At 67.8% G+C, this 23,026-nt stretch carries 23 protein-coding genes, 1 tRNA gene and 2 pseudogenes; 9 read left to right on the plus strand and 17 right to left on the minus strand.

Going from position 1 to position 23,026, the window contains the following annotated elements; all coding sequences use genetic code 11:
• The first annotated feature begins 29 nt into the window (after nucleotides 1–29).
• Together QP165_RS13145 and QP165_RS13150 are read left to right on the plus strand one after the other, a co-directional pair.
• Nucleotides 30–1,847, plus strand: coding sequence for a DUF885 domain-containing protein (locus tag QP165_RS13145; protein WP_333995980.1), 1,818 nt, complete (start codon nucleotides 30–32; stop codon nucleotides 1,845–1,847).
• Between the two features lie 126 nt (nucleotides 1,848–1,973).
• On the plus strand, nucleotides 1,974–3,053 hold the full coding sequence (locus QP165_RS13150) for a glycosyltransferase family 2 protein (RefSeq protein ID WP_333995981.1): 1,080 nt from the start codon (nucleotides 1,974–1,976) through the stop codon (nucleotides 3,051–3,053).
• 16 nt (nucleotides 3,054–3,069) lie between these two features.
• On the opposite strand, the gene QP165_RS13155 is transcribed toward QP165_RS13150, so the two are convergent.
• On the minus strand, nucleotides 3,070–3,765 hold the full coding sequence (locus QP165_RS13155) for a murein L,D-transpeptidase catalytic domain family protein (protein ID WP_082445923.1): 696 nt from the start codon (nucleotides 3,763–3,765) through the stop codon (nucleotides 3,070–3,072).
• 216 nt (nucleotides 3,766–3,981) lie between these two features.
• Here QP165_RS13155 and QP165_RS13160 point away from each other — a divergent pair, with 216 nt between their 5' ends.
• Nucleotides 3,982–4,581 carry a L,D-transpeptidase family protein gene (locus tag QP165_RS13160; RefSeq protein ID WP_333995982.1) on the plus strand — a complete coding sequence of 200 codons (600 nt, stop codon included), beginning with the start codon at nucleotides 3,982–3,984 and terminating at the stop codon, nucleotides 4,579–4,581.
• A gap of 26 nt (nucleotides 4,582–4,607) precedes the next feature.
• Here QP165_RS13160 and QP165_RS13165 read toward each other — a convergent pair whose 3' ends face one another.
• Nucleotides 4,608–5,234 carry an HAD-IA family hydrolase gene (locus tag QP165_RS13165; protein WP_333995983.1) on the minus strand — a complete coding sequence of 209 codons (627 nt, stop codon included), beginning with the start codon at nucleotides 5,232–5,234 and terminating at the stop codon, nucleotides 4,608–4,610.
• Between the two features lie 8 nt (nucleotides 5,235–5,242).
• Complete coding sequence (ykgO, locus tag QP165_RS13170) at nucleotides 5,243–5,368, minus strand: type B 50S ribosomal protein L36 (protein ID WP_003046794.1); 126 nt, start codon at nucleotides 5,366–5,368, stop codon at nucleotides 5,243–5,245.
• A gap of 157 nt (nucleotides 5,369–5,525) precedes the next feature.
• On the opposite strand from ykgO, the gene QP165_RS13175 reads away from it, so the two are divergent.
• The 5 genes from QP165_RS13175 (at nucleotide 5,526) to QP165_RS13195 (ending at nucleotide 9,825) form a co-directional block, all read left to right on the plus strand.
• On the plus strand, nucleotides 5,526–6,140 hold the full coding sequence (locus tag QP165_RS13175; protein ID WP_333995984.1) for a hypothetical protein: 615 nt from the start codon (nucleotides 5,526–5,528) through the stop codon (nucleotides 6,138–6,140).
• Between the two features lie 11 nt (nucleotides 6,141–6,151).
• Entirely contained in the window at nucleotides 6,152–7,291 is a 1,140-nt protein-coding gene (locus QP165_RS13180) for a M14 family metallopeptidase (RefSeq protein WP_333995985.1), read from the plus strand.
• A gap of 141 nt (nucleotides 7,292–7,432) precedes the next feature.
• Complete coding sequence (gene gpmA, locus QP165_RS13185) at nucleotides 7,433–8,119, plus strand: 2,3-diphosphoglycerate-dependent phosphoglycerate mutase (protein ID WP_333995986.1); 687 nt, start codon at nucleotides 7,433–7,435, stop codon at nucleotides 8,117–8,119.
• 150 nt (nucleotides 8,120–8,269) lie between these two features.
• The gene (gene purE, locus QP165_RS13190) at nucleotides 8,270–8,746 is read left to right on the plus strand and encodes a 5-(carboxyamino)imidazole ribonucleotide mutase (protein WP_333995987.1); all 477 of its coding nucleotides are present in this window, start codon (nucleotides 8,270–8,272) and stop codon (nucleotides 8,744–8,746) included.
• Between the two features lie 11 nt (nucleotides 8,747–8,757).
• Nucleotides 8,758–9,825 (plus strand): 5-(carboxyamino)imidazole ribonucleotide synthase, encoded by a 1,068-nt coding sequence (locus QP165_RS13195; protein WP_333995988.1) that lies wholly within the window; start codon nucleotides 8,758–8,760, stop codon nucleotides 9,823–9,825.
• Between the two features lie 19 nt (nucleotides 9,826–9,844).
• On the opposite strand, the gene QP165_RS13200 is transcribed toward QP165_RS13195, so the two are convergent.
• The 12 genes and pseudogenes from QP165_RS13200 to hisG all read right to left on the minus strand — a co-directional run bounded on the left by QP165_RS13200 (nucleotide 9,845) and on the right by hisG (nucleotide 20,119).
• A complete protein-coding gene (locus tag QP165_RS13200) occupies nucleotides 9,845–10,258 on the minus strand; it encodes a BLUF domain-containing protein (RefSeq protein ID WP_333995989.1) in 414 nt (137 codons plus the stop codon).
• A gap of 123 nt (nucleotides 10,259–10,381) precedes the next feature.
• Entirely contained in the window at nucleotides 10,382–11,797 is a 1,416-nt protein-coding gene (locus QP165_RS13205) for a methyl-accepting chemotaxis protein (RefSeq protein ID WP_333995990.1), read from the minus strand.
• Between the two features lie 145 nt (nucleotides 11,798–11,942).
• Nucleotides 11,943–12,018: transfer RNA gene (locus QP165_RS13210), tRNA-Phe, on the minus strand.
• 54 nt (nucleotides 12,019–12,072) lie between these two features.
• On the minus strand, nucleotides 12,073–12,246 hold the full coding sequence (locus QP165_RS13215; protein WP_333995991.1) for a DNA gyrase inhibitor YacG: 174 nt from the start codon (nucleotides 12,244–12,246) through the stop codon (nucleotides 12,073–12,075).
• Complete coding sequence (locus QP165_RS13220; RefSeq protein ID WP_333997031.1) at nucleotides 12,246–13,202, minus strand: ribonuclease; 957 nt, start codon at nucleotides 13,200–13,202, stop codon at nucleotides 12,246–12,248. Before QP165_RS13220 ends, QP165_RS13215 begins: the two co-directional genes overlap by 1 nt.
• Nucleotides 13,195–13,761, minus strand: a complete 567-nt coding sequence (locus tag QP165_RS13225; protein ID WP_333995992.1) for a Maf family protein — start codon at nucleotides 13,759–13,761, stop codon at nucleotides 13,195–13,197. Before QP165_RS13225 ends, QP165_RS13220 begins: the two co-directional genes overlap by 8 nt.
• Nucleotides 13,762–13,812: 51 nt before the next feature.
• On the minus strand, nucleotides 13,813–14,031 hold the full coding sequence (gene infA, locus QP165_RS13230) for a translation initiation factor IF-1 (RefSeq protein ID WP_031441079.1): 219 nt from the start codon (nucleotides 14,029–14,031) through the stop codon (nucleotides 13,813–13,815).
• 213 nt (nucleotides 14,032–14,244) lie between these two features.
• Nucleotides 14,245–16,402: pseudogene (locus QP165_RS13235) on the minus strand (sodium-translocating pyrophosphatase).
• A gap of 90 nt (nucleotides 16,403–16,492) precedes the next feature.
• A pseudogene (thiL, locus tag QP165_RS13240) lies at nucleotides 16,493–17,385 on the minus strand (thiamine-phosphate kinase).
• A 108-nt stretch (nucleotides 17,386–17,493) separates the two neighbouring features.
• Nucleotides 17,494–17,949, minus strand: a complete 456-nt coding sequence (gene nusB / locus QP165_RS13245; protein WP_056020113.1) for a transcription antitermination factor NusB — start codon at nucleotides 17,947–17,949, stop codon at nucleotides 17,494–17,496.
• A 212-nt stretch (nucleotides 17,950–18,161) separates the two neighbouring features.
• A complete protein-coding gene (gene hisD / locus QP165_RS13250; RefSeq protein WP_333995993.1) occupies nucleotides 18,162–19,457 on the minus strand; it encodes a histidinol dehydrogenase in 1,296 nt (431 codons plus the stop codon).
• On the minus strand, nucleotides 19,454–20,119 hold the full coding sequence (gene hisG / locus QP165_RS13255) for an ATP phosphoribosyltransferase (protein WP_333995994.1): 666 nt from the start codon (nucleotides 20,117–20,119) through the stop codon (nucleotides 19,454–19,456). The genes hisD and hisG overlap by 4 nt, the downstream gene beginning before the upstream one ends.
• A gap of 46 nt (nucleotides 20,120–20,165) precedes the next feature.
• On the opposite strand from hisG, the gene QP165_RS13260 reads away from it, so the two are divergent.
• On the plus strand, nucleotides 20,166–21,260 hold the full coding sequence (locus QP165_RS13260) for a DUF2332 domain-containing protein (protein WP_333995995.1): 1,095 nt from the start codon (nucleotides 20,166–20,168) through the stop codon (nucleotides 21,258–21,260).
• A 39-nt stretch (nucleotides 21,261–21,299) separates the two neighbouring features.
• On the opposite strand, the gene QP165_RS13265 is transcribed toward QP165_RS13260, so the two are convergent.
• Together QP165_RS13265 and QP165_RS13270 are read right to left on the minus strand one after the other, a co-directional pair.
• Complete coding sequence (locus QP165_RS13265; protein WP_056020119.1) at nucleotides 21,300–21,779, minus strand: RcnB family protein; 480 nt, start codon at nucleotides 21,777–21,779, stop codon at nucleotides 21,300–21,302.
• 219 nt (nucleotides 21,780–21,998) lie between these two features.
• The gene (locus tag QP165_RS13270) at nucleotides 21,999–22,874 is read right to left on the minus strand and encodes an alpha/beta fold hydrolase (protein WP_333995996.1); all 876 of its coding nucleotides are present in this window, start codon (nucleotides 22,872–22,874) and stop codon (nucleotides 21,999–22,001) included.
• Nucleotides 22,875–23,026 lie beyond the last annotated feature (152 nt).

Below are 23,026 nucleotides of genomic sequence, written 5' to 3' on the forward strand. Positions count from 1 at the left end.
CGTTTGCATTTCGGGGGAATGGGATGACGATGTTGAAGATCCATCGCCGCGCGGTGCTCGCGGGCACGATGCTGGGCGGCGCGGCAACGCTGTTGCCGGCGTTCGCACACGCGGCCGAAACGCCCGCGACGCCGCTGTCGCGGCTGTTCGACGAGCTCGTCCAGGCGCAATTGCGGCGCAATCCGGAGGGCGCGACCTCGCTCGGGCTCGATACCGGCGCCAATGCCGATCTGCGCGCGAAGCTGTCGGACCAGTCGGCGGCGGGGATCGCCGCGGCCAAAGCGCAGACCAGGGCCGAGCTCGCGCAACTCGCGGCGATCGACCGCGCCGGGCTGTCGCCGGCGGAGCGCATCGATCTCGACTGCGTCGTCTATACGCGACGGTCGGCGGCGGCGGTGCAGGCGTTCGATTTCGGCGGCACGTCTTACGGTCCTAGCCCCTATGTCGTGTCGCAGCTGTCGGGCGCGTATCAGTCGGTGCCCGATTTCCTCGACACCAAGCACCGGATCGAGAGCAAGGGCGACGCCGATGCCTATCTGCAGCGGCTCCAGGCGTTTGCCGGCCAGATCGATGCGAACACCGCGCGGATGCGGCATGACGCGGGCGTCGGCGTGGTCGCCCCCGACTTCATCCTCGACCTCGCGCTCGACCAGATGACCAAGACACGCCAGCCCGCGAGCGAGGCGCTGGTCGTCCAGAGTCTCATCCGGCGCGCGGCGGCCAAGGGGCTGGGCGAAAGCTATGGCCGCGATGCCGCGCGGATCTATGACGCGGCGGTGCTGCCTGCGCTCGACCGGCAGATCGCGGTGGCGCGCGACCTGCGTCGGACGGCGACGCATGATGCCGGCGTGTGGAAGCTGAAGGAGGGGGCCGCCTTCTATCCGGCCGCACTGCATGCGACGACGACGACCAATCTGTCACCCGACGAGGTGCACAGGTTCGGGCTCGACCAGGCGAAGGCGTTGTCAGCGCAGCTCGATACGCTGTTGCGCAAACAGGGGTATAGCAAGGGCAGCATCGGCGCACGGATGGCGGCGCTCTACAAGAACCCGGACCAGCTCTATCCCAACACCGATGCGGGCAAGCGCGACGCGATCGCCTATTGCAACGACCGGCTGGCGGCGATCCGCGCGAAGCTGCCGAGCGTGTTCGAGCGGATGCCGCCTTATGCGTTCGAAGTGCGGCGGGTGCCGCTCCAGACCGAAGCCGGCGCCGCCGCGGCGTTCGCGCAGCCGCCCGCGATCGACGGTTCACGGCCGGGGCTGGTCTATTTCAACCTGAAGGACAGCGCCGACTGGCCCAAATTCTGCCTCGCGACGACGGTCTTTCACGAGGGGTTGCCGGGACATCAGATGGAGAGCGGGCTTGCGCTGTCGAACACCCGGCTGCCGTTGATCCGCAAGATGACGAGCTTTTCGGGCTATGGCGAAGGCTGGGCGCTCTATGCCGAGCAACTCGCGGACGAGATCGGATTATATGACGACGATCCGCTCGGGCGGCTGGGCTATCTCAAATTCCAGCTGTTCCGCGCCAATCGCTGTGTCGTCGATACGGGGATCCATCACCTGCGCTGGAGCCGGGAAAAGGCGATTCGCCATTTCATCGACGCCGAGGGCGAGGCCGAGGGATTCGCGACACGCGAGGTCGAACGCTATTGCGTGAACCCGGGCCAGGCGGCGAGCTACAAGCTCGGGCATTCAGTATTCGTCGACATCCGCGAGCGCGCCAAGGTGAAGATGGGGTCGGCCTTCGATCTCAAGGCGTATCACGCGGCGATGCTGGCACAGGGGCGCGTGCCGCTCGACGTGCTGCGGACGATGGGCGAGGCGTGGATCGCCCGGGGCTGACGCCGGGGCAGCGATACGAGGTCCCGGGCGCCGCGATCGGGCGGCGCCGCGGGCGGGCGGTTCGACGGTGATATCGCGTATGCGGCAGTAAGCTCCCGTTAAACCTCGATGCGGCATGCGGCACGCATGACCGATCGATCGCGCGCATGGCCTGATCCGGCGATCAGCGTCGTGATGCCCGTCTACAACGGGGCCGCGTTGCTGGCGGACACGCTGGACAGCCTGGCCGCACAGACATTTGGCGACTTCGAGGTGATCGTCGTCGATGACGGGTCGACCGACGGGACGCGCGCGATGGTCGAGGCGTGGCCGGACCCGCGCGTCAGGCTGCTGACGATGCCGCAGAACGGTGGACCGGTGCTTGCGCGCAACCGCGGCGTGGCGGAGGCGCGGGGCCGGTACATCGCTGCGCTCGATCACGACGATCTCTGCCGTCCGGAACGGTTTGCCCGACAGGTCGCCTATCTCGACGCGCACCCTGCGACGGTGCTGCTCGGCACGGGCGCGGCGTTCCTCGACGATGGTGCGATCCTGGCGTCGGGACATCCGCCCGCGACGACGCCGATGCTGATCGAGTGGCTGACCGGAATCGAGAACCCGTTGGTCTGGTCGTCGGTGATGCTGCGCACCGAAGCCGCCCGCCGGCTGGCGCCGTTCATGCGGCCCGAGCGGGTCTATGCAGAGGACTTCGATCTCTATCAGCGGATCCGGCGTCTCGGCTCGCTCGCGCGGCTCGATGACGTGCTGACGCTGTACCGCGTGCATCCGGGGGGCATATCGAAGCAGTTTGCGGACCGGATGGACGACAGTGCGGTCGCGGTGCTGGCGGCGCGGCACGAGGCGCTTTTCGGTCCGCGCGCGGAGGCGGTCGCCCGGTTGCTCGTCCGGCATGTCGCTGCGCGACGCGCGGTGCCGGATCGCGGGACGCTGGTCGTGCTGGGACGGGCGCTGCAGACGATCGAGTCGGACTTCTTCGCGACCAATGCCTGTGACGCCGACGATCGACGTCTCATCCGGCAGGATGTCGCGCGTCGGTGGCGCGATATCGGCCGGGCGGGGCTGCGCAGTGGCACGCTGTCCATGACCGATGTTCTGTCGGTGAGGCCCCGGCGTCTCGGCCGGGGGTATCGCGGCGCGGGCGCGCTCCTGTGGTCAGGGATGATCGGGCGCGTTCGTCGCGCGGGGATCAACGCCCAGCCGCGCTAGGCGCCCGCAGCGGCCGTCAGACCTTGGCCGCGAAGATCATCCGGCCCTGGCCGAGGCGTGCGAAGACCTGATCGAGGTCGTTCTCGCCGACCGCAAAGCACCCCTGGCTGCGTCCGAGCATGCCGTGCGAGGCGATCATGTCCTTGTTCGCGTACCAGGCCGAATGCACCACGATCGCGCGGCCGAGCGCGTTGTTGTTGGTGTGATCGAGGCCGATCAGCCGCTGCGAGCGACCATGCTTGCCGACATAATAATCGTCCGTGACGAACGCGCCCTCGGACGAGGCGTTCGACCCGAACGCGTTCGAGAACCGCTCGAGATACCCGGTATGCGCGGGGTCCGAGCCGCTGCCGTGCGAAACGAGCAGCGAGGTGCTGCGACCGCTGGCGAGGTCGACGAAATGGAAGCGCGGCTGCGACGACGACGCGGTGAAGTCGGCGATCGCGATCCGGTCATGGTTCGCAATCCGGCTGCCGTTACGGCCCAGCGCTGCCATCGCCTGGCGCAGCAGTTCCGGACGAACGACGCGCGAAGACGTGATCGGCATCGCCGGTGCGCGCGGCAATGGCGGCTGAGTCATCGGCTTCAGATCGCGTGCGGTAAGGCGTTGTGTCGCAGATACCGCGCTGGGTATTGCAAGTGCTCCGGCCAGTACCAGGCCATTCTTCAGAAGTGCGCGACGATCGCGCATGGCATCATGTTCAGCGTGCATCGAAATTCCCGAAAGACCCCAATCCCGTTAGGTCCTCTATAGCCTAAAAAGCATGAACATTCCTCAACCATTTCCATCAGTTGTTGGTATGTTCCTTCCGCCCGCCCCGTCGCGGAGGCGGTTCGTCGTGCGCGCAACGGTGATGGCACGATCCGCCGGTGAACGCGTTTGGACCGATAAGGGGCATGGATTCAGGCGACGAGAAGGACGAGGACGATGCGCGCTGCCCCCCGGTCGATGGCAATTCTGGCGATGTCCTGCGCGCTTGCGATCTGTCCTGCACAGGCCGCGCCGTCGGGACTGGCGTCGATCGCCTTGCCGATCGAGCAGGCGGCCTATGAGCTGACCGCGAACCAGTTCGTCTGGCAGGACAGCGGCACCGGTGAAGCCGTCAGCATCGTCGTCAGCCTGTCGACGCAGCGCGCGTTCGTCTATCGCGGGTCGACGATGATCGCCGCGACGACGATCTCCTCGGGCAAGGGGGCAAAGGGCACGCCGGTCGGCACCTATCCGATCCTGCAGAAGAACGAGGCGCACCGGTCGAACCTCTATAACGACGCGCCGATGCCGTTCATGCAGCGGCTGACCTGGGACGGGATCGCCATCCATGCGGGCCGCAATCCCGGATTCCCGATTCTGCATGGCTGCATCCGCGTACCCGCCGGTTTTGCAAAGCGGCTGTTCGGCGTGACCGCGCTGGGTACGACGGTCATCGTCACCGACGATTTCGAAGGCGGGGCAATCCCGGACGAGCCGCTCGTCGACGCGGAAACCGCAAAGGCAAATGCCGGGCAGCTGGCATCGCTCGATCGGTAAGCTGCTACGCAGCGATCGGGAAGCTGCTACGCAGCGATCGGGAAGCCCAGCGTGGCGAGGCGGGCCCGGAAATCCACGGCATCTGTAAACAGGATCGATTCGATCCCGAGCGCCTGCGCGGCGGCCACGTTTGCCGCGTTGTCGTCGACGAATACCGCTTCGTCGGCGCGCAGGCCGAATCGATCCAGCGCGAGCCGATAGATCGCGGCGTCGGGCTTCACGATCTTTTCGGCGCCCGACACGACGATGTCGCGAAACCGGTCGAACAGATGTGATTCCTGCGCGCGGAAAGGCGGCCAGAATTCGTGGCTGAAGTTCGTGATCGCGTAGAGCGGCACGTCCGCCGCATCGAGATCGCGGACGATATCGTGCATTCCCGCGATCGCGGGTCCGATACTCTCGTTGAACCGCGGGCCCCACGCGGCGATCAGCGCGGCATGCTGCGGATGCAACACGGCGAGCTCCGCCGAGGTGTCGGCGAAGTCGCGGCCAGCATCATGCTGGAAATGCCAGTCGATCGTCACGACGTCGCGCAGGAACGCGTCGAGCGCCCGATCGTCGTCGATCAGGCGCTCGTACAGGATCCTGGGATCCCAGTCGTAAAGGACACGACCGACGTCGAAAATGACGGCGGTCTTGTTCCCTTCAGGCAAGCCCGGGATTAACCCTGGCGTGCCTTGAAGCGACGGTTGGTCTTGTTGATGACGTAGGTACGGCCACGACGACGGATCACGCGGTTATCGCGGTGACGATCCTTGAGCGACTTCAGGGAATTGCGGATCTTCATGATCGATTCGCTTCTTTTCAAATCTAGGTGTGCGGAAAGACGGGATCGCCTAATGGCGGGGTGTCTTCAAGTCAAGCAACGGACGCGCTCTTCCCGACCGGGAACCCACCCGGCTGGTCCGAGCGTTACCGTAGCGCAACATTCTAAGGAAGTCCCGATGGCGGTTCGTTCGATCCTGGTCCTGGCGCTGGCAGGCGCATCCCTCACGGCGTGCGCGACGGGGCCGTCGCTGCCGCCGACCGAAGTCCTGCGCTATCACCTCGGCGAACCGCTCGACCGCGGCACGATCGCGGTGCAGCCGCTGTCGGGCGGCGCGCCCGCCAGCCTCGAGTTCAAGGCCTATGCCGCCGCGGTCCAGGGGCAGTTGATCAAGGTCGGGTACAACCCGCCCGCGCCGGGCACCAAGCCGCTGCTGGTCGCCACGGTGGCGTTCACGCGCACGACGCAGGCCGGCCCACCCAAGCAGTCGCCGTTCAGCATCGGCATCGGCGGCGGCGGCTTCAGCGGTGGTCGTGGCGGTGGCGGCGTCGGGCTCGGCGGTGGGGTCGGCATTCCGATCGGCGGTGGCGGTCGCGACGCGATCCTGGTCACCGAGATGGCGGTGACGATCAAGCGGACGCTCGACCAGTCGCCCGTCTGGGAGGGTCGCGCGCAGACCTTCGCGGACGCGCGCAAGCCCGATGCGACGAGCCAGATCCAGGCCGAAAAGCTCGCCCGCGCACTGTTCGCAGGGTTCCCCGGCGAGTCCGGGCGCACTATCCAGGTGAAATGACCGAAAACGCCATGACCGCAACGCCCACCGCCGCACCGCTCTCGATCAATGCCGCCTTCGATGGCGGCAATATCCGCGTCGTCGCGGTCGAGGGCGATCGAATCGACCTGGAGATCGTCAAGGACCGCGAGTCCGACTTTTTCCAGTGGTTCTATTTCCGCGTGGCGGGCGCCGCAGGACGGACGCTGACCTACCGCATCGTCAATGCGGGCGCGTCGGCGTACCCGTTCGGCTGGCCGGGATACAAGACGCGGGCGAGCACCGACCGGCAGGCATGGCGGATGATCGAGACTCGCTATGCCGACGGCGTCCTCGAATTCGTGTTCACCACCGACACCGACTTGGCTTGGTTCGCCTATTTCGCGCCGTACACGATGGAGATGCACGAGGCGCTCGTCGCGCGGACCGCATTGCTGCCGGGCGTCGCGCACCGCGAGCTCGGCCAGTCGCTTGAGGGGCAGGCGATCGACTGTTTCACGATCGGGTCGGGGCCGAAACAGGTCTGGATCTATGGCCGGCAGCATCCCGGCGAATCGATGACTGAATGGTGGATGGAAGGCGCGCTCGAGCGGCTGACCGATCTGGCCGACCCGGTAACGGCGGGGCTGCTGGCGAAGGCGACGTTCCATGTCGTGCCGAACATGAACCCCGATGGCACGTGTCGCGGGCATTTGCGGACCAATGCGGCGGGCGTGAACCTCAACCGCGAATGGGCGAACCCGACCGCCGAGAAGAGCCCGGAGGTCCTCTGCGTCCGCAATGCGATGGACGTGACCGGCGTCGACGTCGCGATGGACATCCATGGTGACGAGGCGATCCCGGCGAACTTCATCGCGGGCTATGAGGGGATCCCGTCCTGGACCGATGCGCATGGCGAGAAATTCTACGACTATGGCCGCCGGCTTGCGGCGCACACGCCCGATTTCCAGACCGAGAAGGGCTATCCCAAGTCCGCGCCGGGCACCGCCAACCTGTCGATGTCGACCAACCAGCTCGCGGAGCGGTTCGGCGCGGTGTCGATGACGCTTGAGATGCCGTTCAAGGATCACGACGCCAATCCCGACGCGGACTATGGGTGGTCGCCCGAACGGTCGAAGCAGTTGGCGCATGCGATGCTGGAGACGCTCGCCGACACGATCGACGAGATCTGACCGCTTCTCGTCATCCTGACGAAAGTCAGGATCCAGAGCCAAGAGCTACAGCGCTCGGTTACCCTGGATCCTGACTTTCGTCAGGATGACGGATAGGGTTTCGAGACCGATTTCCCCCATTTTGTACACGCAGGAGCATGAATGCCCACCCTAGTCCTGATCCGCCACGGCCAGTCCACCTGGAACCTCGAAAACCGTTTCACCGGCTGGTGGGACGTCGACATGACCGCCAAGGGCGAGGCCGAGGCGAAGGCCGCGGGCGAGCTTATGGCCGCCAAGGGTCTCGATTTCGACCAGACCTTCGTCAGCCTGCAGACGCGTGCGATCAAGACGCTCAACATTGCGCTCGAGGCGATGGGGCGGCTGTGGTTGCCGGTCGAGAAGGACTGGCGGCTGAACGAGCGCCATTATGGCGGGCTGACCGGGCTCGACAAGGCCGAGACCGCGGCAAAGCATGGCGACGAACAGGTGCATATCTGGCGCCGCAGCTTCGACATTCCGCCCCCGGTGCTCGAGGACGGCAGTCAATTCGACCTGTCGAAGGACCGTCGCTACGACGGCATCGCGATCCCGAAGACCGAGAGCCTGAAGGACACGATCGCGCGCGTGCTGCCGTACTGGGACGCGCGGATCGCGCCCGCGCTGAAGGACGGGCAGCGCGTTCTGATCTCCGCGCACGGCAATTCGCTGCGTGCGCTGGTGAAGCATCTGTCGAACATCCCGGATGACGAGATCACGAGCCTCGAAATCCCGACGGGTCAGCCGATCGTGTACGAGCTGGACGCGGACCTCAACGCGACCGATCGCTATTATCTGAGCGAGCGCTGACGTCCCCGTCATCCTGACGAAGGTCAGGATCCAGAGCCAGACGCGTCGGCGAGCGTGGCTCTGGATCCCGGGTCGAGCCCGGGATGACGGGTAGTTGCTCTAACCCCCGCCCGTCGCTAGGCACGGCGCTCCTTGGACCTGGGGACGGACATGGCTCTAGTCGGCATCATCATGGGCAGCACCTCCGATTGGGAGACGATGCGCCACGCCGCCGAGACGCTCGATGCGCTCGGCGTCGCGTACGAGACCAAGGTGGTGTCGGCACACCGCACCCCGCAACGCCTGTACGACTATGCCACGACCGCGGCGGACCGCGGGCTGAAGGTCGTGATCGCGGGCGCGGGCGGCGCGGCGCATCTGCCCGGCATGGCCGCGTCGATGACGCACCTGCCCGTGCTCGGCGTGCCGGTCGAATCGAAGGCGCTCAAGGGCATGGATAGCCTGCTCTCGATCGTGCAGATGCCCGGCGGCATCCCCGTCGGGACGCTGGCGATCGGCAAGCCCGGCGCGATCAATGCAGGGTTGCTTGCCGCCGCGATCCTCGCGACCGCCGACGATGCGCTCGCCACCCGCCTCAAGGCATGGCGCGCGGCGCAGACCGACGGCGTCGCCACCGACCCAGCCTGAAAGACACTGACATGACGCCGCTTCCCCCCGGATCGACGATCGGCATCCTTGGCGGCGGCCAGCTCGGTCGCATGCTCGCGACCGCTGCGGCCCAGCTCGGCTATCGCACGCACGTCCTCGCGCCCGACCGCGAAAGCGTCGCCGCGCAGTCCGCGTCGAGCCTGACGCGCGCCGATTATCACAACCGCATCGTGCTCGCGGATTTCGCCGAGGCCTGCGACGTCGTCACCTACGAATTCGAGAACATCGCCTGCGATCCCGTCGAATGGCTCGCCGCGCGCGTTCCCGTTCATCCCAGCCCGCGCGCGCTCCGCGTCGCGCAGGAGCGGATCGGCGAGAAGCGGTTCGTGGAGAGCGTCGGCGGACGTCCCGCGGCGTGGGCGGCGGTCGGCAGCCTCGAGAGCCTGCAACAGGGTCTGGCAAAGGTCGGCACGCCCGCGGTGCTCAAGACCGCGCGGTTCGGCTATGACGGCAAGGGGCAGGTCCGGATCGACTCGATCGACGGGGCGCAGGCGGCGTGGGACATGATCGGCGGTCCCGCGGTGCTCGAGGCGTTCGTGGCGTTCGAGCATGAATTCTCGATCCTGATAGCACGCGGGCTCGACGGGCAGGTCGCGCGCTATGACCCGCCGCTCAACGTTCACCGCGACGCCATCCTGCGCGAGTCCACCGTGCCCGCACCCGCCGCGGTGCTGGCACAGGCCGAAGAGGCCGCCGTGCTTGCCGAGCGGATCGCTGCCGAGCTCGATTATGTCGGTGTGCTGGCCTGCGAATTCTTCGTCGGCGCGGACGGACCCGTGTTCAACGAGATGGCGCCGCGCGTGCACAATTCGGGGCACTGGACGATCGAGGGCGCCGAATGCTCGCAGTTCGAAAACCACATCCGCGCGATCTGCGGGTTGCCGCTCGGGGCAACGACGCTGACAGGGCGCGGTGTCGCGATGGAGAATCTCATCGGCGACGACGTGGATCGCTGGCCCGCGCTACTCGCCGAGCCGGGGGCGCATCCGCACCTTTACGGCAAGGGCGCCGCGCGGCCGGGGCGCAAGATGGGGCACGTCACGCGCGTCGCCCGGTGACGATGCCCGCGAAACGGCGTCAATATGCCGCGGCGGCGTGCTTGCGCGCGAACTCGGCGAAATAGGCCTGGGTGACGGCATCGCCGATCGGCGCGATCATCGCGGCGACGTCATCGGCGACCTCGCCGTGGCCGTGGACCGTCCCCGCGGGTTGATAGCCCATCGCCCAGCCTGCGAAGCTGCGCATTTCGATCGCGCGACGGCTGAGGACCACCGCGGCGTAATGCCGGTCGTCGCGACGAATCCGTTCATAGGTCTGCATCACGGCGTCCTCGGGCCCTTCGAGCACCTGCAGGAAGCGCCGGCCGCCGACGAGCAGCAGGCCGGTGACGTCGACCGCCTGGTTGTTCCGCCGCGACGTCGCGAGGATCGCGGCCATCGTCTCGCTGTCGAGCGTCGTGCGCGCGGTGCTGATGTAAATGAGCCTGATCACGTGGCGCCGTCTCCGTTCGTCCGCACCTGTTCGCCTGTCCAATAGGACGCCAAGGTTAAACAGAGCTTTCGACGGGCGCGGCGGGCTGCGTGTCGCGCTACGAGCACGGTACCGGCGACAGCGTCAGAACGTGTTCCAGCCGTCGTCTGCGCCCGCCATGGCGGGGACGGAGGCGGGGACGGGGGCAGGGGCGGCAACCGTGCGCGACTGTGGTGCCGCGTGCGCGCGGGTCGCCGGCGCCGCGCGGTACATCGCGCCACGCCCGGCGGCTGCGTCGACGATGCGGAAGCGTTGGGCCTGCTCGGCGAGCCGGCCGACCTCGCTCGCCAGATTGCGTGCCGCCGCCGACGTCTCCTCGACCATCGCGGCATTTTGCTGCGTCGACTGGTCCATCGTGCCGATCGTGGCGGAAATCTCGGCGATCGCCGACGACTGGGCCTGGTTGTCGGCTGCCATCGTGCCGAGCAGCGTGTGGACCTGCGCGACGTCGCCCGAAATGTCCGCGAGCGCGCCGTCGACCTTGGTCACGGCATCGACCGCGGTGACGATGTCGGACTGGGTCACGGTCAGCTGGTCCCGTGCGCGCTTGGCCTCTTCCTCCGCGCGCATCGCGAGCGCCGAAACAAGATCTGCAACGACCGCGAAACCGCGACCGGCATCCCCCGCGCGCCCTGCCTCGACCGCGGCGTTCATCGCCAGCACGCGCGTCTGGAACGCGATCTTGTCGAGCCCCTCGATGACGCTGTCGATCCCCTTTGCGCTTTCCGACACGCGACCCATCGCCTGGACCGCTTCCTCGGCGACCGCGCGCCCGCCGCCGACCGTGGTCATCGCCTGATCCGCGCGCGCGACGGTCTGCGCGGCGGCGGTGGCGGTGGCGCGCAGCCGTCCGTCCATCTGCGTCACGGAGGCCGCGGTTTCCTCGAGCGAGGCCGCATTCGATTCGGTGCGCCGCGCGAGGTCTTCGGATGCCTGCGCGATCTCGCCCGACCCGGTCTGGATCGTGGTCGTGCTCTCGGACACCGCGCCGATCAGGTCGCGCATCGATTCGACCGCGGCGTTGAAGTCGGTCTTGACCGAGCCATAGCTCGCCGGAAAATCGGCGGTGATCGTGGTCGTCAGGTCGCCGCTGCCGAGCTGCCGCAGGTGGCTCGTCAGGATCGAGACCATTTCCTCCTGTTCGCCCGTCTTCATCAACGCCATCGACGTCTCGCGGAAGGTGAACATCGCCTTGGTCAGGCGGCCGACGCAATCCTGATACTCGGTAAACGCGATCGGTGCGTCGAGATCGCCGGCCGCGAGCGCCTCCATCCGCACGACGGTGGTGACATAGGGATCGCAGACGGCCTTGCGGACCCATAAGCCGGCGCCGCCCGCGACGAGCGTGAACGCGAGCCCCGCGATCGCACCCATCACCGCGTGACCCGCGAGCCCCATGACGAGCGACGTCAGCGCGGCAAGCGCGACGAGAACCGTCGTGCCGCCGAATGCGACCAGAAGCTTGAGCCGTATCGGTGCGACCTGCTTGAACCACGCCATGTCAATCATCCACCCAGGAGTCAGATTAGCTGACATCATAGGCGGGTGCGGTTTGACGCGGTCGGCGTTCGGCACAGTAATTTCGGCGGGCGCGATGCGCGCGCCATTCATCCCGCAATCATGGGGTCGTTCAAAGCGGGAAAAATGGTGCCCGGAGACGGGGTCGAACCGCCGACACTGCGATTTTCAGTCGCATGCTCTACCAACTGAGCTATCCGGGCATCGTCCGATCTGCGATCGGATGAAGGGCCGACCTTGCGATCGGAAGGGCGCGTTTAGTCGGGCTCTTCACCGCTGTCCAGCCCCGTTTGCGATATTGCGCGACCGGGTATGCGATAGCCTTCGCCGAGCCATTGCAGCAGGTCGCGGTCGCGGTGCCGGCTCGAGCAGAACGGGGTGTAGTCGGGGACGGCAGGCTTGCCGCAGATCGGGCATGTGACGATGGCCATCAGGCGCTCTCCAGGTCGTGGACGACGCCGGTGCGCCGGGTCAGTTCCGCCAGCCAGTCGGGACGCGCCATGAGACGCGCATGGACGGCGGCGGGCAGGGTGTGGCGGCGCGAGGCGGTCGGCGGCGTGCGTTCGAGCGTGCGGAGCGTGGCGCGGACGGCGGCACCGACGGGATCGCTGCGCAGGATTTCGGGGATCGACGCGCGCGGGCGGGGGCGGACGATCTGGAGGAAGCCGAAGCCGTTCATCGCGGTGCGTTCGAACGGCGGCGGGAGCGTCGCGTCGATCGCCGCCGCGACCGCGAGCCGCTGTGCCTTGCCTTCGATCGTCGGGAAGTCGATGCCGATCGAGCCGCCGATGCCGTGGCGGCGAATCGCGCGCGCGATCGCATGCGCAGCCGCGATCGCAAGCAGATCGAGCGGGGCTGCGCCATCGACGTCGAACAGCGTCATCGCCGGCGTCGGCGACAGCCGCAGCGCACCCCGGGCGAAGACGATCTCGCCGCTGACCGCCTCGTCGAGCAGTTCGGACCAGCCCGCCGCCTCGAGCGCATCGGGTTCGTGCGCACGCGGGCCGAGAACGGGGATCCCGGTCGCGACGATCCGTTCGTGGAGGCAAGGGGCAGGGCGAGGCGGCAGGTCGGTCGCCACCGCCTTGGCAAGCTTGGCGCGCCCTGCTTCGGGAAGCGCCTCGCGGACGATCTCGACGGACAGCTTCGCGCCCTGTGTGATCCCCGCGGGGAGGTGGTTGACCAGCGCCTCGCCGCCATCGAGCGCGACGCGGCCGCGTTTGCCCGGCAGCAGCTCGAGGAGGCGCGCATGCGCGACCAGCCCGACCTTCAGCGCGGCGTCGTCGGTCTCCAGCGCGGCTTCGACGATCTGGCCGTCTTCGACCAGCACGGCGCGGTCCTCGCCGATGCCGGCCTCGTAGAGCCAGACGGCGCCCGGTTCAGGCAAGCGCCACACCGGCGGTCTTCAGCAACGCGCGCGTTTCGAACAGCGGGAGGCCGACGACGCCCGAATGGCTGCCGGAGAGGAAGCGGACGAATGCCTCGGCGCGCCCCTGGATTGCATAGCCGCCCGCCTTGCCGAGTCCTTCGCCGCACGCGACATAGGCGTCGATCTCGGCGGCGGAGAGCGGCTTGAACGCGACGATCGTGTCGGACAGCCGGGTGCGGACGCGGCCGCTCGCGTCGATCACGCAGACGGCGGACAGGCAGTGGTGACGGCGCCCGGACAGCTTGCCGAGCAGGTCGCGCTGGATCTCCGGCGTGTCGGCCGGGGGCAGGATGCGACGGCCGAGCGCGATGGTGGTGTCGCCGGCGATGACGATCTCGCCCGCCGCGCGATCGACCGCGCTCGCCTTTTCAATGGCAAGACGCAGCGCATAGGCGCGCGGTGGCTCGGCCTTGCGCGGGCTTTCGTCGATATCGGGGGAGGCCACGCGCGACGGCACGACGCCGAGCCGCGCGAGCAGGTCGCGACGGCGAGGCGAGGAAGAGGCTAGTACCAGCACAAATGCCTCGATGCTTGAACTGCGCCGCCGCGGCGGGGCCGCGGGCGGTGCTTATTTGAAGCGGTAGGTGATGCGACCCTTGGTCAGATCATAGGGCGTGAGCTCGCACAGCACCTCGTCACCGACCAGTACGCGGATGCGGTTCTTGCGCATCTTGCCGGCGGTGTGACCGAGAATTTCGTGGTCGTTTTCGAGCTGTACACGGAACATCGCGTTGGGGAGCAGTTCCACCACGCGGCCGCGCATCTCGAGCAGTTCTTCCTTGGCCAAATATAATCTCTGAATTGGGGGAATTTCGGGATGAGCGCCCTTACCGCAGGTTCGAGAAAAAGGGAAGCATGCCCCGAAACGGCGCCGACACGATGCCGGCATCCGTGTTGATAGCGCGGATGTCGGCGTTCCGGAGGGCCGAAACAAGGGTGCGGGTGATCCTCCCCCAGGCGGGGGAGGACCGGTCCGGGCGGCATCCGCGAGCAGCGGGCCTCAGCCGACCCCGCCGCCCGCCAGCGCCGCGAGCAGCAGGAGGGCGACGATGTTGGTGATCTTGATCATCGGGTTCACCGCGGGACCCGCGGTGTCCTTGTACGGATCGCCGACGGTGTCGCCGGTCACCGCAGCCTTGTGCGCCTCGGATCCCTTGCCGCCGTGATTGCCGTCCTCGATATATTTCTTGGCATTGTCCCACGCGCCGCCGCCGCTCGTCATCGAAATCGCGACGAACAGGCCGGAGACGATCACGCCGAGCAGCATCGCGCCGAGCGACGCGAAACCCGAGGCCTGGCCGGCGACCGCGGTGATGATGAAATACACCGCGATCGGGGAGAGCACCGGCAACAACGAAGGCACGATCATCTCGCGGATCGCCGCCTTGGTGACGAGATCGACGGTGCGCGCATAGTCCGGGCGGCTGGTGCCGAGCATGATGCCGGGGTTGGTGCGGAACTGCTCGCGGACCTCCTCGACGACCGCGCCCGCCGCGCGACCGACCGCGGTCATCCCGAACGCGCCGAACAGATAGGGGAGCAGCGCGCCGAGCAGCAGCCCGACGATGACGTAGGGGTTGCTGAGGCTGAAATCGACCGTCACGTTGGGGAAGTAGGTCGCGAGATCGGTCGTGTACGCGCCGAACAGCACGAGCGCGGCGAGACCCGCCGAGCCGATCGCATAGCCCTTGGTCACCGCCTTGGTCGTATTGCCGACCGCGTCGAGCGCATCGGTCTTCTGGCGGACATCGTCGGGCAGGCCGGCCATCTCGGCGATCCCACCCGCATTGTCGGTGACGGGGCCATAGGCGTCGAGCGCGACGACCATGCCGGCCTGGGCGAGCATCGCGGTGGCGGCAAACGCGATGCCGATGATCCCGGCGAGCTGATAGGCGACGATCACTGCGACGACGATGACGAGCGTCGGCAGCGCGGTCGATCTCGAGGCTGATCGCGAGACCCTGGATGACGTTGGTGCCGTGGCCGGTTTCCGACGCCCTGGCGATGCTCTTGACCGGGCGGTGGTTGGTGCCGGTGTAATATTCGGTGATCCACACGATCAGCCCGGTGACGACGAGCCCGATCATCATCGACCAGAACAGGTCCATGCCCGTGAAGCTCTGCGTCAGCGAGGGCGCGGCCTGAGTCGTCAGGTCGTCGGTGGCGGGATCGAGGAAGCCGGCACCGCCGATCACGCGGTTGAGGTCGCCGAGCACGTACTGCGTGGCGAGATAGATCGCCGGGATCGACAGGATCGTCGAGGTGAAGAAGCCCTTGTACAGCGCGCCCATGATGCTGCCGCCGCCAAGCCGGACCATGTAGGTGCCGATGATCGAAGTGACGATGCACACGCCGCCGACGAGCAGTGGGAGCGTCATCAGTCGCATCAGTTCGGCGCCGCTCGCCTGAATCAGCAGCGCGATCGAGATCATCGTGACACCCAGCGTGACGACATAGGTCTCGAACAGATCGGCAGCCATGCCCGCGCAGTCGCCGACATTGTCGCCGACGTTATCGGCGATGACCGCGGGGTTGCGGGGGTCGTCCTCGGGGATGCCCGCCTCGACCTTGCCGACCAGATCCGCGCCGACGTCGGCTGCCTTGGTGAAGATGCCGCCGCCGAGGCGCGCGAAGATCGAGATGAGCGATGCGCCGAACGCGAGCGCGGTCAGTGCCTCGACGATGATCCGGTCGTTGGGCGCATGGCCCGCGGGACCGGTGAGATACCAGAAGAAGGCGCTGATCGCGAGCAGCCCGAGACCCGCCACGAGCATGCCCGTGACCGCGCCCGATCGGAACGCCATCGTCAGCCCGGCCTGGAGCGAGGTGCGCGCGGCCTCGGCGGTGCGGACGTTCGCGCGCACCGAGATGTTCATGCCGACATAACCCGCGACGCCCGACAGCACCGCGCCGATGACGAAACCGATCGTCGAGATCATGCCGAGCGTGGCGAGCAGGATGACGGCGACGATGACGCCGACGATCGCGATGGTCGTGTACTGGCGGCCGAGATAGGCCTTTGCGCCCTCCTGGATGGCGGCGGCGATGTCCTGCATCTTTTCGTTGCCGGGGGAGGCGGCAAGCACCTGTCGACTGGTGACGAAGCCATATAGGACGGCGATGACGCCGCAGATCATGGCCAAATAGACGGTCGTCATACGGCACTATCCCTTTTTCAGTTCCTCCCCGGTCACGGCTTTGCCGAGTCCCGATTGGAGGAGCCTATCAGTGCGGGGACATTGCGCAAGTTATGCAGACGGGCGGTGTTCGTAGCCAAGGCTTTCGGGAAGCGCGACGGGCGCGCCCGAGTCGTGAAGCGTCAGCCCGGCGCCGGGCGCGAACCTGCCGATCCGGGTCGCGCCGGTGACGAAGTCTGCGGGCGCTGCGAACAGCAGCTGATAATCGTCGCCCGCGGTCGCCGCCGCGATCCGGTCCCCCGAGACCGCGCGATAGGCGGCCGACACCGGCACGCAGGCGAGGTCGATCGCCACCGCGAGGCCGCTCGCGCGTGCCATCCGGGCGGCGTCGATCAGCAGCCCGTCGGAGACGTCCATCATTGCATGGACATGCGGGGCGAGGATGCGACCATCGGCAAGCCGCGGCTGCGGGCGCCGGTACGCCGCGAGGAGCTCGGGCGGGCCATCCTTGCCGCGCGCGATGGTGAGCCCCGCGCCCGCGTCGCCAATCGTGCCGGTGACGTAGAGCGCATCGCCCGCCTTCGCGCCGCTGCGCACCGGGGCGGTGGCGTCGCTGCCGAATGCGGTGACGGTGAGGATGCGGGGCGCGCCTGCGGGGAGCGTGACGGTGTCGCCGCCGATGATCGGGGTGTCGAACGCGGCCAAGACGTCGGCGAGCCCGCCCAGAAAGGCGTGGTCCCACGCGTCGTCGCGCAACGGGTAGTTGAGGAGGATCCCCTCGGGGATTGCCCCTTTGCGGCGAGGTCCGAGAGGTTGGTCGCGACCAGCTTCCACGCGACGTCCTGTGCAGGATCGGTGGGGAGGAAATGCACGCCTTCGACGAGCGTGTCGGTGGTGACGACCAGCGGGCCTGCATCGAGCAGCGCGGTGTCGTCGTTGAGGCCTCGCGCCGCTGGGTGAAGCGGGAGGCGGCGGAGCGCGGCGATGAACTCGGCTTCGGTCATTCCCGCTCCCCAAACACCGCCGTCATCCTGACGAAAGTCAGGACCCAGAGCCACGAATGATGCGCGCCGTCACTCTGGATCCTGGGTCGAGCCCAGGATGACGATAGATTATTTCCGCACCTCTTTCGCGATGCCGTCGAGCAGGCCGTTCACGAAGCCCGATTCGCGCTTGTCGTAGAAGGCATGCGCGACGTCGACATATTCGCTGATCACCGCGGCGACGGGCACGTCCTGCCTCGCGAGCAGTTCATAGGTGCCGACGCGGATGATCGCCTTCATCGGCTTGTCGAGCCGCGCGAGCGTCCAGCCCTTGGCGAGCTTGCCCTCGATCAGCAGGTCGATCTCGCCGCTGCGGGCATTCGCGCCGGTCACCAGGTCGTCGAAGAAATCGACGTCCGCCTCGGCATATTCGACGTCTTCGATCGTCGCGCCGAGCCGGTGCTGGTGGAATTCATTGAGCAGGACGGGCATTGCGGTGCCCTCCATCTCATGCTGGTAGGTCGCCTGGACGGCGGCGAGACGCGCGGCGGCGCGCGCCTTTGTGCGGGGGGCGGTTCTGGACATAAGCGGTTGCCTGTACGCGCGGGGGCTTGCGTGTCAGCCCTTAGCGTTTCGTCTGCGCGGGGTCGAAGAAGATTGGTTCGCGCGGAGGCGCGGAGACGCGGAGGTGTTGCGTGCGGCGCAGCCGCTTTGATCTCATCACCGGGCTGTGATGAGAGGGCCGCTACGCGGCAAGGGCGACACCTCCGCGTCTCCGCGCCTCCGCGCGAACAAAATCAGTGGTTGAGGCGAAGACGGAGCGCGACTGATTTCGCGTGGGCGGGGAGGCCCTCCGCATTGGCCAGCGCGACGGTGGCGGGGCCGAGTTCGCGCAAAGCGGCTTCGTCGAGCGCGAGGAAGCTGGTGCGCTTCATGAAGTCGAGCACCGACAACCCGCTGGCGAACCGCGCGCGGCGGCCGGTCGGCAGGACGTGGTTCGGGCCCGCGACGTAATCGCCGATCGCCTCGGGCGTGTAGCGACCGAGGAACACCGAGCCTGCGTGACGGATGCGGTCGAAGAAACCCTGCGGATCGGGAATCGCGAGTTGGAGATGCTCGGCGGCAAGACGGTCGACCAGCGGGATCGCGTCCGCCAGCGTGTCGACGACGATGATCGCGCCGTTCGCATCCCAGGCGACGCGCGCGACCGCTTCGGTGGCGAGGTCGCTGAGCTGGCGGTCGACCGCGGCGGCGACCTTGTCGGCAAAGCCTGCGTCGTCGGTGAACAGGATCGACTGCGTCGTCGTGTCGTGCTCGGCCTGGCTGAGCAGGTCGGCGGCGGTCCATTCGGGGTCGTTGAGCGCATCCGCGACGACGACGATCTCGGAGGGGCCCGCGACCATGTCGATGCCGACGACGCCGTAGACCTGCCGCTTGGCCTCCGCGACCCAGGCGTTGCCGGGGCCGGTGATGACGTCGACGGGTTGGATCCGGCCGGCGCCGTAAGCGAGCGCGGCGACGGCCTGTGCGCCACCGACGCGCCAGACCTCGTCGACGCCCGCGAGATGCGCGGCGGCGAGGACGAGCGGGTTGATCTGGCCGTCCGGGGTCGGGGTGACCATCGCGAGACGGCCGACGCCTGCGACCTTGGCGGGGATCGCGTTCATCAGCAGCGACGAGGGATAGGCCGCACGGCCACCGGGGACGTAGATCCCGGCGGCGTCGACCGGCAGCCACCGCGCGCCGAGCCGGACACCCGCCGAATCGACCGAGTCGCTGTCGAGCGGCCGCTGCTTCTCGTGATAGGCGCGGATCCGCGTCGCGGCGAGTTCGAGCGCGGTGCGCAGCTCGGGCTCGAGCGCGTCGAACGCGGCCTTGCAGTCGGCGGCGTCGATCTGCCAGCCGGTCGCTTCGAGATCATGGCGGTCGTGCTTCTGCGTCAGGTCGCGGATCGCGGTCTCGCCGTCGCGGCGGACGGACGCGATGATCGCGGCGACGTCCTGCGTGACGCCTGCGTCCGATTCGCGGCGATCCTCGACGAGCGCGGTGAAGCGCTCGGCGAAGTCGGCGTCGGTGGTGGCAAGGCGGATCATGCGGCCTGCTCCTGCTCGACGGCGCGGCGGAACGCCTCGACCAGAGGCACGACGCGCGCGCGCGTCTTCATCGCGGCGCGGTTGACGATCAGGCGGCTGGTGACCTCCATGATCGTCTCGACCTCGACGAGGCCGTTTTCCTTCAGCGTACGGCCCGACGAGACCAAGTCGACGATGCGCGGGGCGAGGCCGAGCGTGGGCGCGAGCTCCATCGCGCCGTTCAGCTTGACGCATTCGGCCTGGACGCCGCGGGCGGCGAAGTGCGCGGCGGTGACGTGCGGGTATTTGGTCGCGACGCGGACATGGCTCCAGCCGCGCGGATCGTCCTTGGCCGCCATCGCGGTGGGTTCGGCGACCGACAGCCGGCAATGGCCGATGCCGAGATCGACGGGTGCGTAGAGCTCGGAATAGCCGAATTCCGCGATCACGTCCGACCCGACGATGCCGAGCTGTGCCGCACCGTGCGCGACGAAGGTCGCGACGTCGAACGCGCGGACGCGGATCAGCGAGATGTCGGGATCGTTCGTCGCGAAGCGGAGCGCGCGGCTGTCCCCGTCCGAAAACGCCGCCTCGGGATGGATGCCGGCACGGGCGAGCAGCGGCAAAGCCTCGGCGAGGATGCGTCCCTTGGGGACGGCGATGATGATCTGGGAGTCTGGCACGCGCCGGGCTTTACGGGTGGCGCTTGGCGGGTGCAACAACCTGCGCATGGCCGACGAGACTGCGAACCGCGACTCCTTCCGCATCCAGGCGGACTATTGCCGCGCGATGGCGGCACCGACCACCGCGCGCGTCTGCACCGCGCTGGTCGAAGCGGTCGATCGCGAGAGCGCGACGGGGCGCCGGGTGCTCGACTGGCCGGGCGAACCCGTGGCGGATGCGCTCGCGTTGCGGCTGGTTGGCGGGCTGCATGCGCTGCACCGCGCGGGCATCGATCCGCCGCTGTCGACGGTATTTTCAGGCGCGGAGACCGATCCCGCACGCGTGATCGCGATCCTGCGCGCGACGCTGCGGACGCAGGACGCGGTGTTGCTGCCGTGGCTCGACGGGCCGCCGCAGACGAACGAGGCGGGGCGGTCCGCAGGGCTGATGACCGGGCTGTTGCAGCTGGCGGCGCGCTACGGACCGGCGTTCGAGGTGCTCGAGATCGGATCGAGCGCGGGGCTGAACCTGCTGATCGATCGCTATCGGTTCGATCTTGGCGGGGCGATGGCGGGGCCGGACGAGTCGCCGGTGACGATCCGGCCAGAGTGGCGCGGTGTCGCGGCGCCCGGTGCGCGGGTCGTAATCCGCTCGACACGCGGCGTCGATATCCAGCCGGTCGATCTCGCGGCACCCAAGGCGGCGATGCGGCTGGAGGCCTATGTCTGGGTCGATGCGGCCGAGCGGCAGGCGCGACTCGCCGCGGCGATTTCGATGGTGCGCGAGCGCGGCGTCGATCTGGTCCGCGGCGATGCGGCCGACTGGGTCGAGGCGCGGCTGGCCGAGCCACAGGCGGCGGGCGTCACGCGCGTGCTGATGCATTCGGTGGTGTGGCAATATCTGCCGCCCGCGGGGCGTGCGCGGATTCGCGCGGCGATGGCGGCGGCGGGCGAGCGGGCGACGGTCGAGCGGCCGCTTGGCTGGGTGATGATGGAGCCCAATCGCGACCTCCACCGGCACGAGGTCCGCGTACAGGGCTGGCCGGGCGCGGCGGGGATGGAACTGGTGGCGCTGACGCATGCGCATGGCGCCTGGGTCGAGGCACTGCCGCCGCCCTATGAGACGCGTGATTACGTCATGCGGCGTGGGGCGTATGAATAAGGGAACGGCCCGGGATTGCTCCCGGGCCGTCGTGGCTGCTCAGTAGAAGAAGCCGTTGTTGACCTGTGCAACGCGGCCGTTGCGCGTGTCGACCAGGACGACGTCGCGGCCGTAGCGGACCCAGCGCTGATAGCCATAGCCCGGACGGGGCAGGCGGTACGTCTGATAATCGTTGATCCAGTACTGACGGCCGTAATAGCTCGGTGCGAACTGATAACCGACGTTGACCGGGCGATAGCGATAGCCGCGCGGGCCGACATAGGCGGGGCGGCGATAGACGTTGGCGTGGCTGCGGCGATAGTCGCGCCAGTCCTCGCGGCGCTCCTGCCGGTCTTCGCGCAGCTCGCGGCGGGCATCGCGGACGTCGCCGCGGTCGCCGAAACGGCGTGCCTGCTGGAGTTCGCGCTGGCTCTGGCGGACTTCGCGGTCGCTGCGGCGGGCTTCGCCATAGCTCTGCGCGGTGGCGAACGTGGGAACCAAGGTGGCGGCGGCAACCGCCGCGAGGATCATCTTACGCATGACTGCTCTCCTGTCTTCGACGCCGTACCAAACGGCATGACAGGGGATTTGCTCCCGCGCCGCTGAACGCTTTCAGAATGTGCTGGTCAGGAAGCAGACAGGTGGCGGGAAAGCGTTCCACCGCTTCCGTCATCCTGACGAAAGTCAGGATCCAGGGTTACTGACGACGGCGCTGGTGGCTCTGGGTCCTGACTTTCGTCAGGATGACGAGGGGGCTTATCAGATGCCCCAGCGGCGCATCGCCGCGATCACCGCTTCGGGTTTTTCCCAGGGGACGAAATGCCCCGCATCGATCTTTTCGATCGTCAGCTCGGGCACATGGTCGGCAAGGTCGAGCTGGCTTGGCAGCAGCGCGGCGTCGCGCATGCCCCAGATCACCACCACCGGCATCCGCATCGGCGGGAAGGGCGCGTCGAGAAAGGCGGGGCGCGGCGGGGTCTCGTCCATCGCGGGGACGACGATCGGGCTGGCGCGGTACCAGTTGAGCATCGCGGTCATCGCGCCCGGCTGCGACCATTCGTCGAGATAGGCGGCCTTGTCCTCGCCCGCGATCGCGTGCGTCACATGATGCGCGAACGTCGAGCCGAGGAATTTCTCGAGGCCCGCGCCGGTCAGGCCCTGGTCGATGCTCGTGTCGCGGAAGCGGCGGATATACTGGCTCGCCTTGCGCTGATCGGGGTCGTCGAAGATCGTCCGCTGGAAGACGAGCGGGTGGGGGGCGTTGACGATCACCAGCCGCTCGATCCGGTCGGGATGCTGGAGCGCGGCCATCCACGCGATTGCGCCGCCCCAGTCGTGGCCGACCAGCGTGAACCGGTCGATCTTGAGGTGATCGGCGAGCGCGAGCAGGTCGGCGACGATCTTGTCGGGGGTGTAGCTCGCGACGCCCTGGGGTTTCGACGAGCGCGCGAAGCCCCGCTGGTCGGGTGCGATGACATAATGGTCGCGCGCGAGGTCGGGGGCGATGTGGCGCCAGGTGCGGTGCGATTCGGGAAAGCCGTGAAGCAGGATGACGGGCGGATTCGCCCTGTCGCCGCTGATCGCGACGTCGAGGTCGACGCCGGTGGATAGTCGGAGGCTCTGCAGCTCGGTCATGTCTTCTCTCTCCCGCTCGTCGGCCCTGGACGGGGTCCGGGGGCCGACATGGTCTGCGCCAGTTTCAGGAGTGTGCGGTAGAGCGGGGGTCTCGACAAGGGCCGCTCGCGATCCTCCCCCGCCAGGGGGAGGTGGCGCCGAAGGCGTCGGAG

The organism is Sphingomonas sp. 22R3R2A-7 (assembly GCF_036856055.1).
Classification (GTDB): domain Bacteria; phylum Pseudomonadota; class Alphaproteobacteria; order Sphingomonadales; family Sphingomonadaceae; genus Sphingomonas.

Bases quoted from the DNA above. Each gene is read 5' to 3' on its own strand.
- QP165_RS13260 (WP_333995995.1), top strand. From the start codon at position 20,166: ATGGCCGACGAGACTGCGAACCGCGACTCCTTCCGCATCCAGGCGGAC.
- QP165_RS13270 (WP_333995996.1), bottom strand. From the start codon at position 22,874: ATGACCGAGCTGCAGAGCCTCCGACTATCCACCGGCGTCGACCTCGAC.
- QP165_RS13195 (WP_333995988.1), top strand. From the start codon at position 8,758: ATGACGCCGCTTCCCCCCGGATCGACGATCGGCATCCTTGGCGGCGGC.
- nusB (WP_056020113.1), bottom strand. From the start codon at position 17,949: ATGTCCAGAACCGCCCCCCGCACAAAGGCGCGCGCCGCCGCGCGTCTC.
- hisD (WP_333995993.1), bottom strand. From the start codon at position 19,457: ATGATCCGCCTTGCCACCACCGACGCCGACTTCGCCGAGCGCTTCACC.
- QP165_RS13175 (WP_333995984.1), top strand. From the start codon at position 5,526: ATGGCGGTTCGTTCGATCCTGGTCCTGGCGCTGGCAGGCGCATCCCTC.
- QP165_RS13215 (WP_333995991.1), bottom strand. From the start codon at position 12,246: ATGGCCATCGTCACATGCCCGATCTGCGGCAAGCCTGCCGTCCCCGAC.
- ykgO (WP_003046794.1), bottom strand. From the start codon at position 5,368: ATGAAGATCCGCAATTCCCTGAAGTCGCTCAAGGATCGTCACCGCGAT.
- QP165_RS13145 (WP_333995980.1), top strand. From the start codon at position 30: ATGTTGAAGATCCATCGCCGCGCGGTGCTCGCGGGCACGATGCTGGGC.
- QP165_RS13160 (WP_333995982.1), top strand. From the start codon at position 3,982: ATGCGCGCTGCCCCCCGGTCGATGGCAATTCTGGCGATGTCCTGCGCG.
- QP165_RS13205 (WP_333995990.1), bottom strand. From the start codon at position 11,797: ATGGCGTGGTTCAAGCAGGTCGCACCGATACGGCTCAAGCTTCTGGTC.
- QP165_RS13155 (WP_082445923.1), bottom strand. From the start codon at position 3,765: ATGCACGCTGAACATGATGCCATGCGCGATCGTCGCGCACTTCTGAAG.
- purE (WP_333995987.1), top strand. From the start codon at position 8,270: ATGGCTCTAGTCGGCATCATCATGGGCAGCACCTCCGATTGGGAGACG.
- gpmA (WP_333995986.1), top strand. From the start codon at position 7,433: ATGCCCACCCTAGTCCTGATCCGCCACGGCCAGTCCACCTGGAACCTC.
- QP165_RS13150 (WP_333995981.1), top strand. From the start codon at position 1,974: ATGACCGATCGATCGCGCGCATGGCCTGATCCGGCGATCAGCGTCGTG.
- QP165_RS13180 (WP_333995985.1), top strand. From the start codon at position 6,152: ATGACCGCAACGCCCACCGCCGCACCGCTCTCGATCAATGCCGCCTTC.
- QP165_RS13265 (WP_056020119.1), bottom strand. From the start codon at position 21,779: ATGCGTAAGATGATCCTCGCGGCGGTTGCCGCCGCCACCTTGGTTCCC.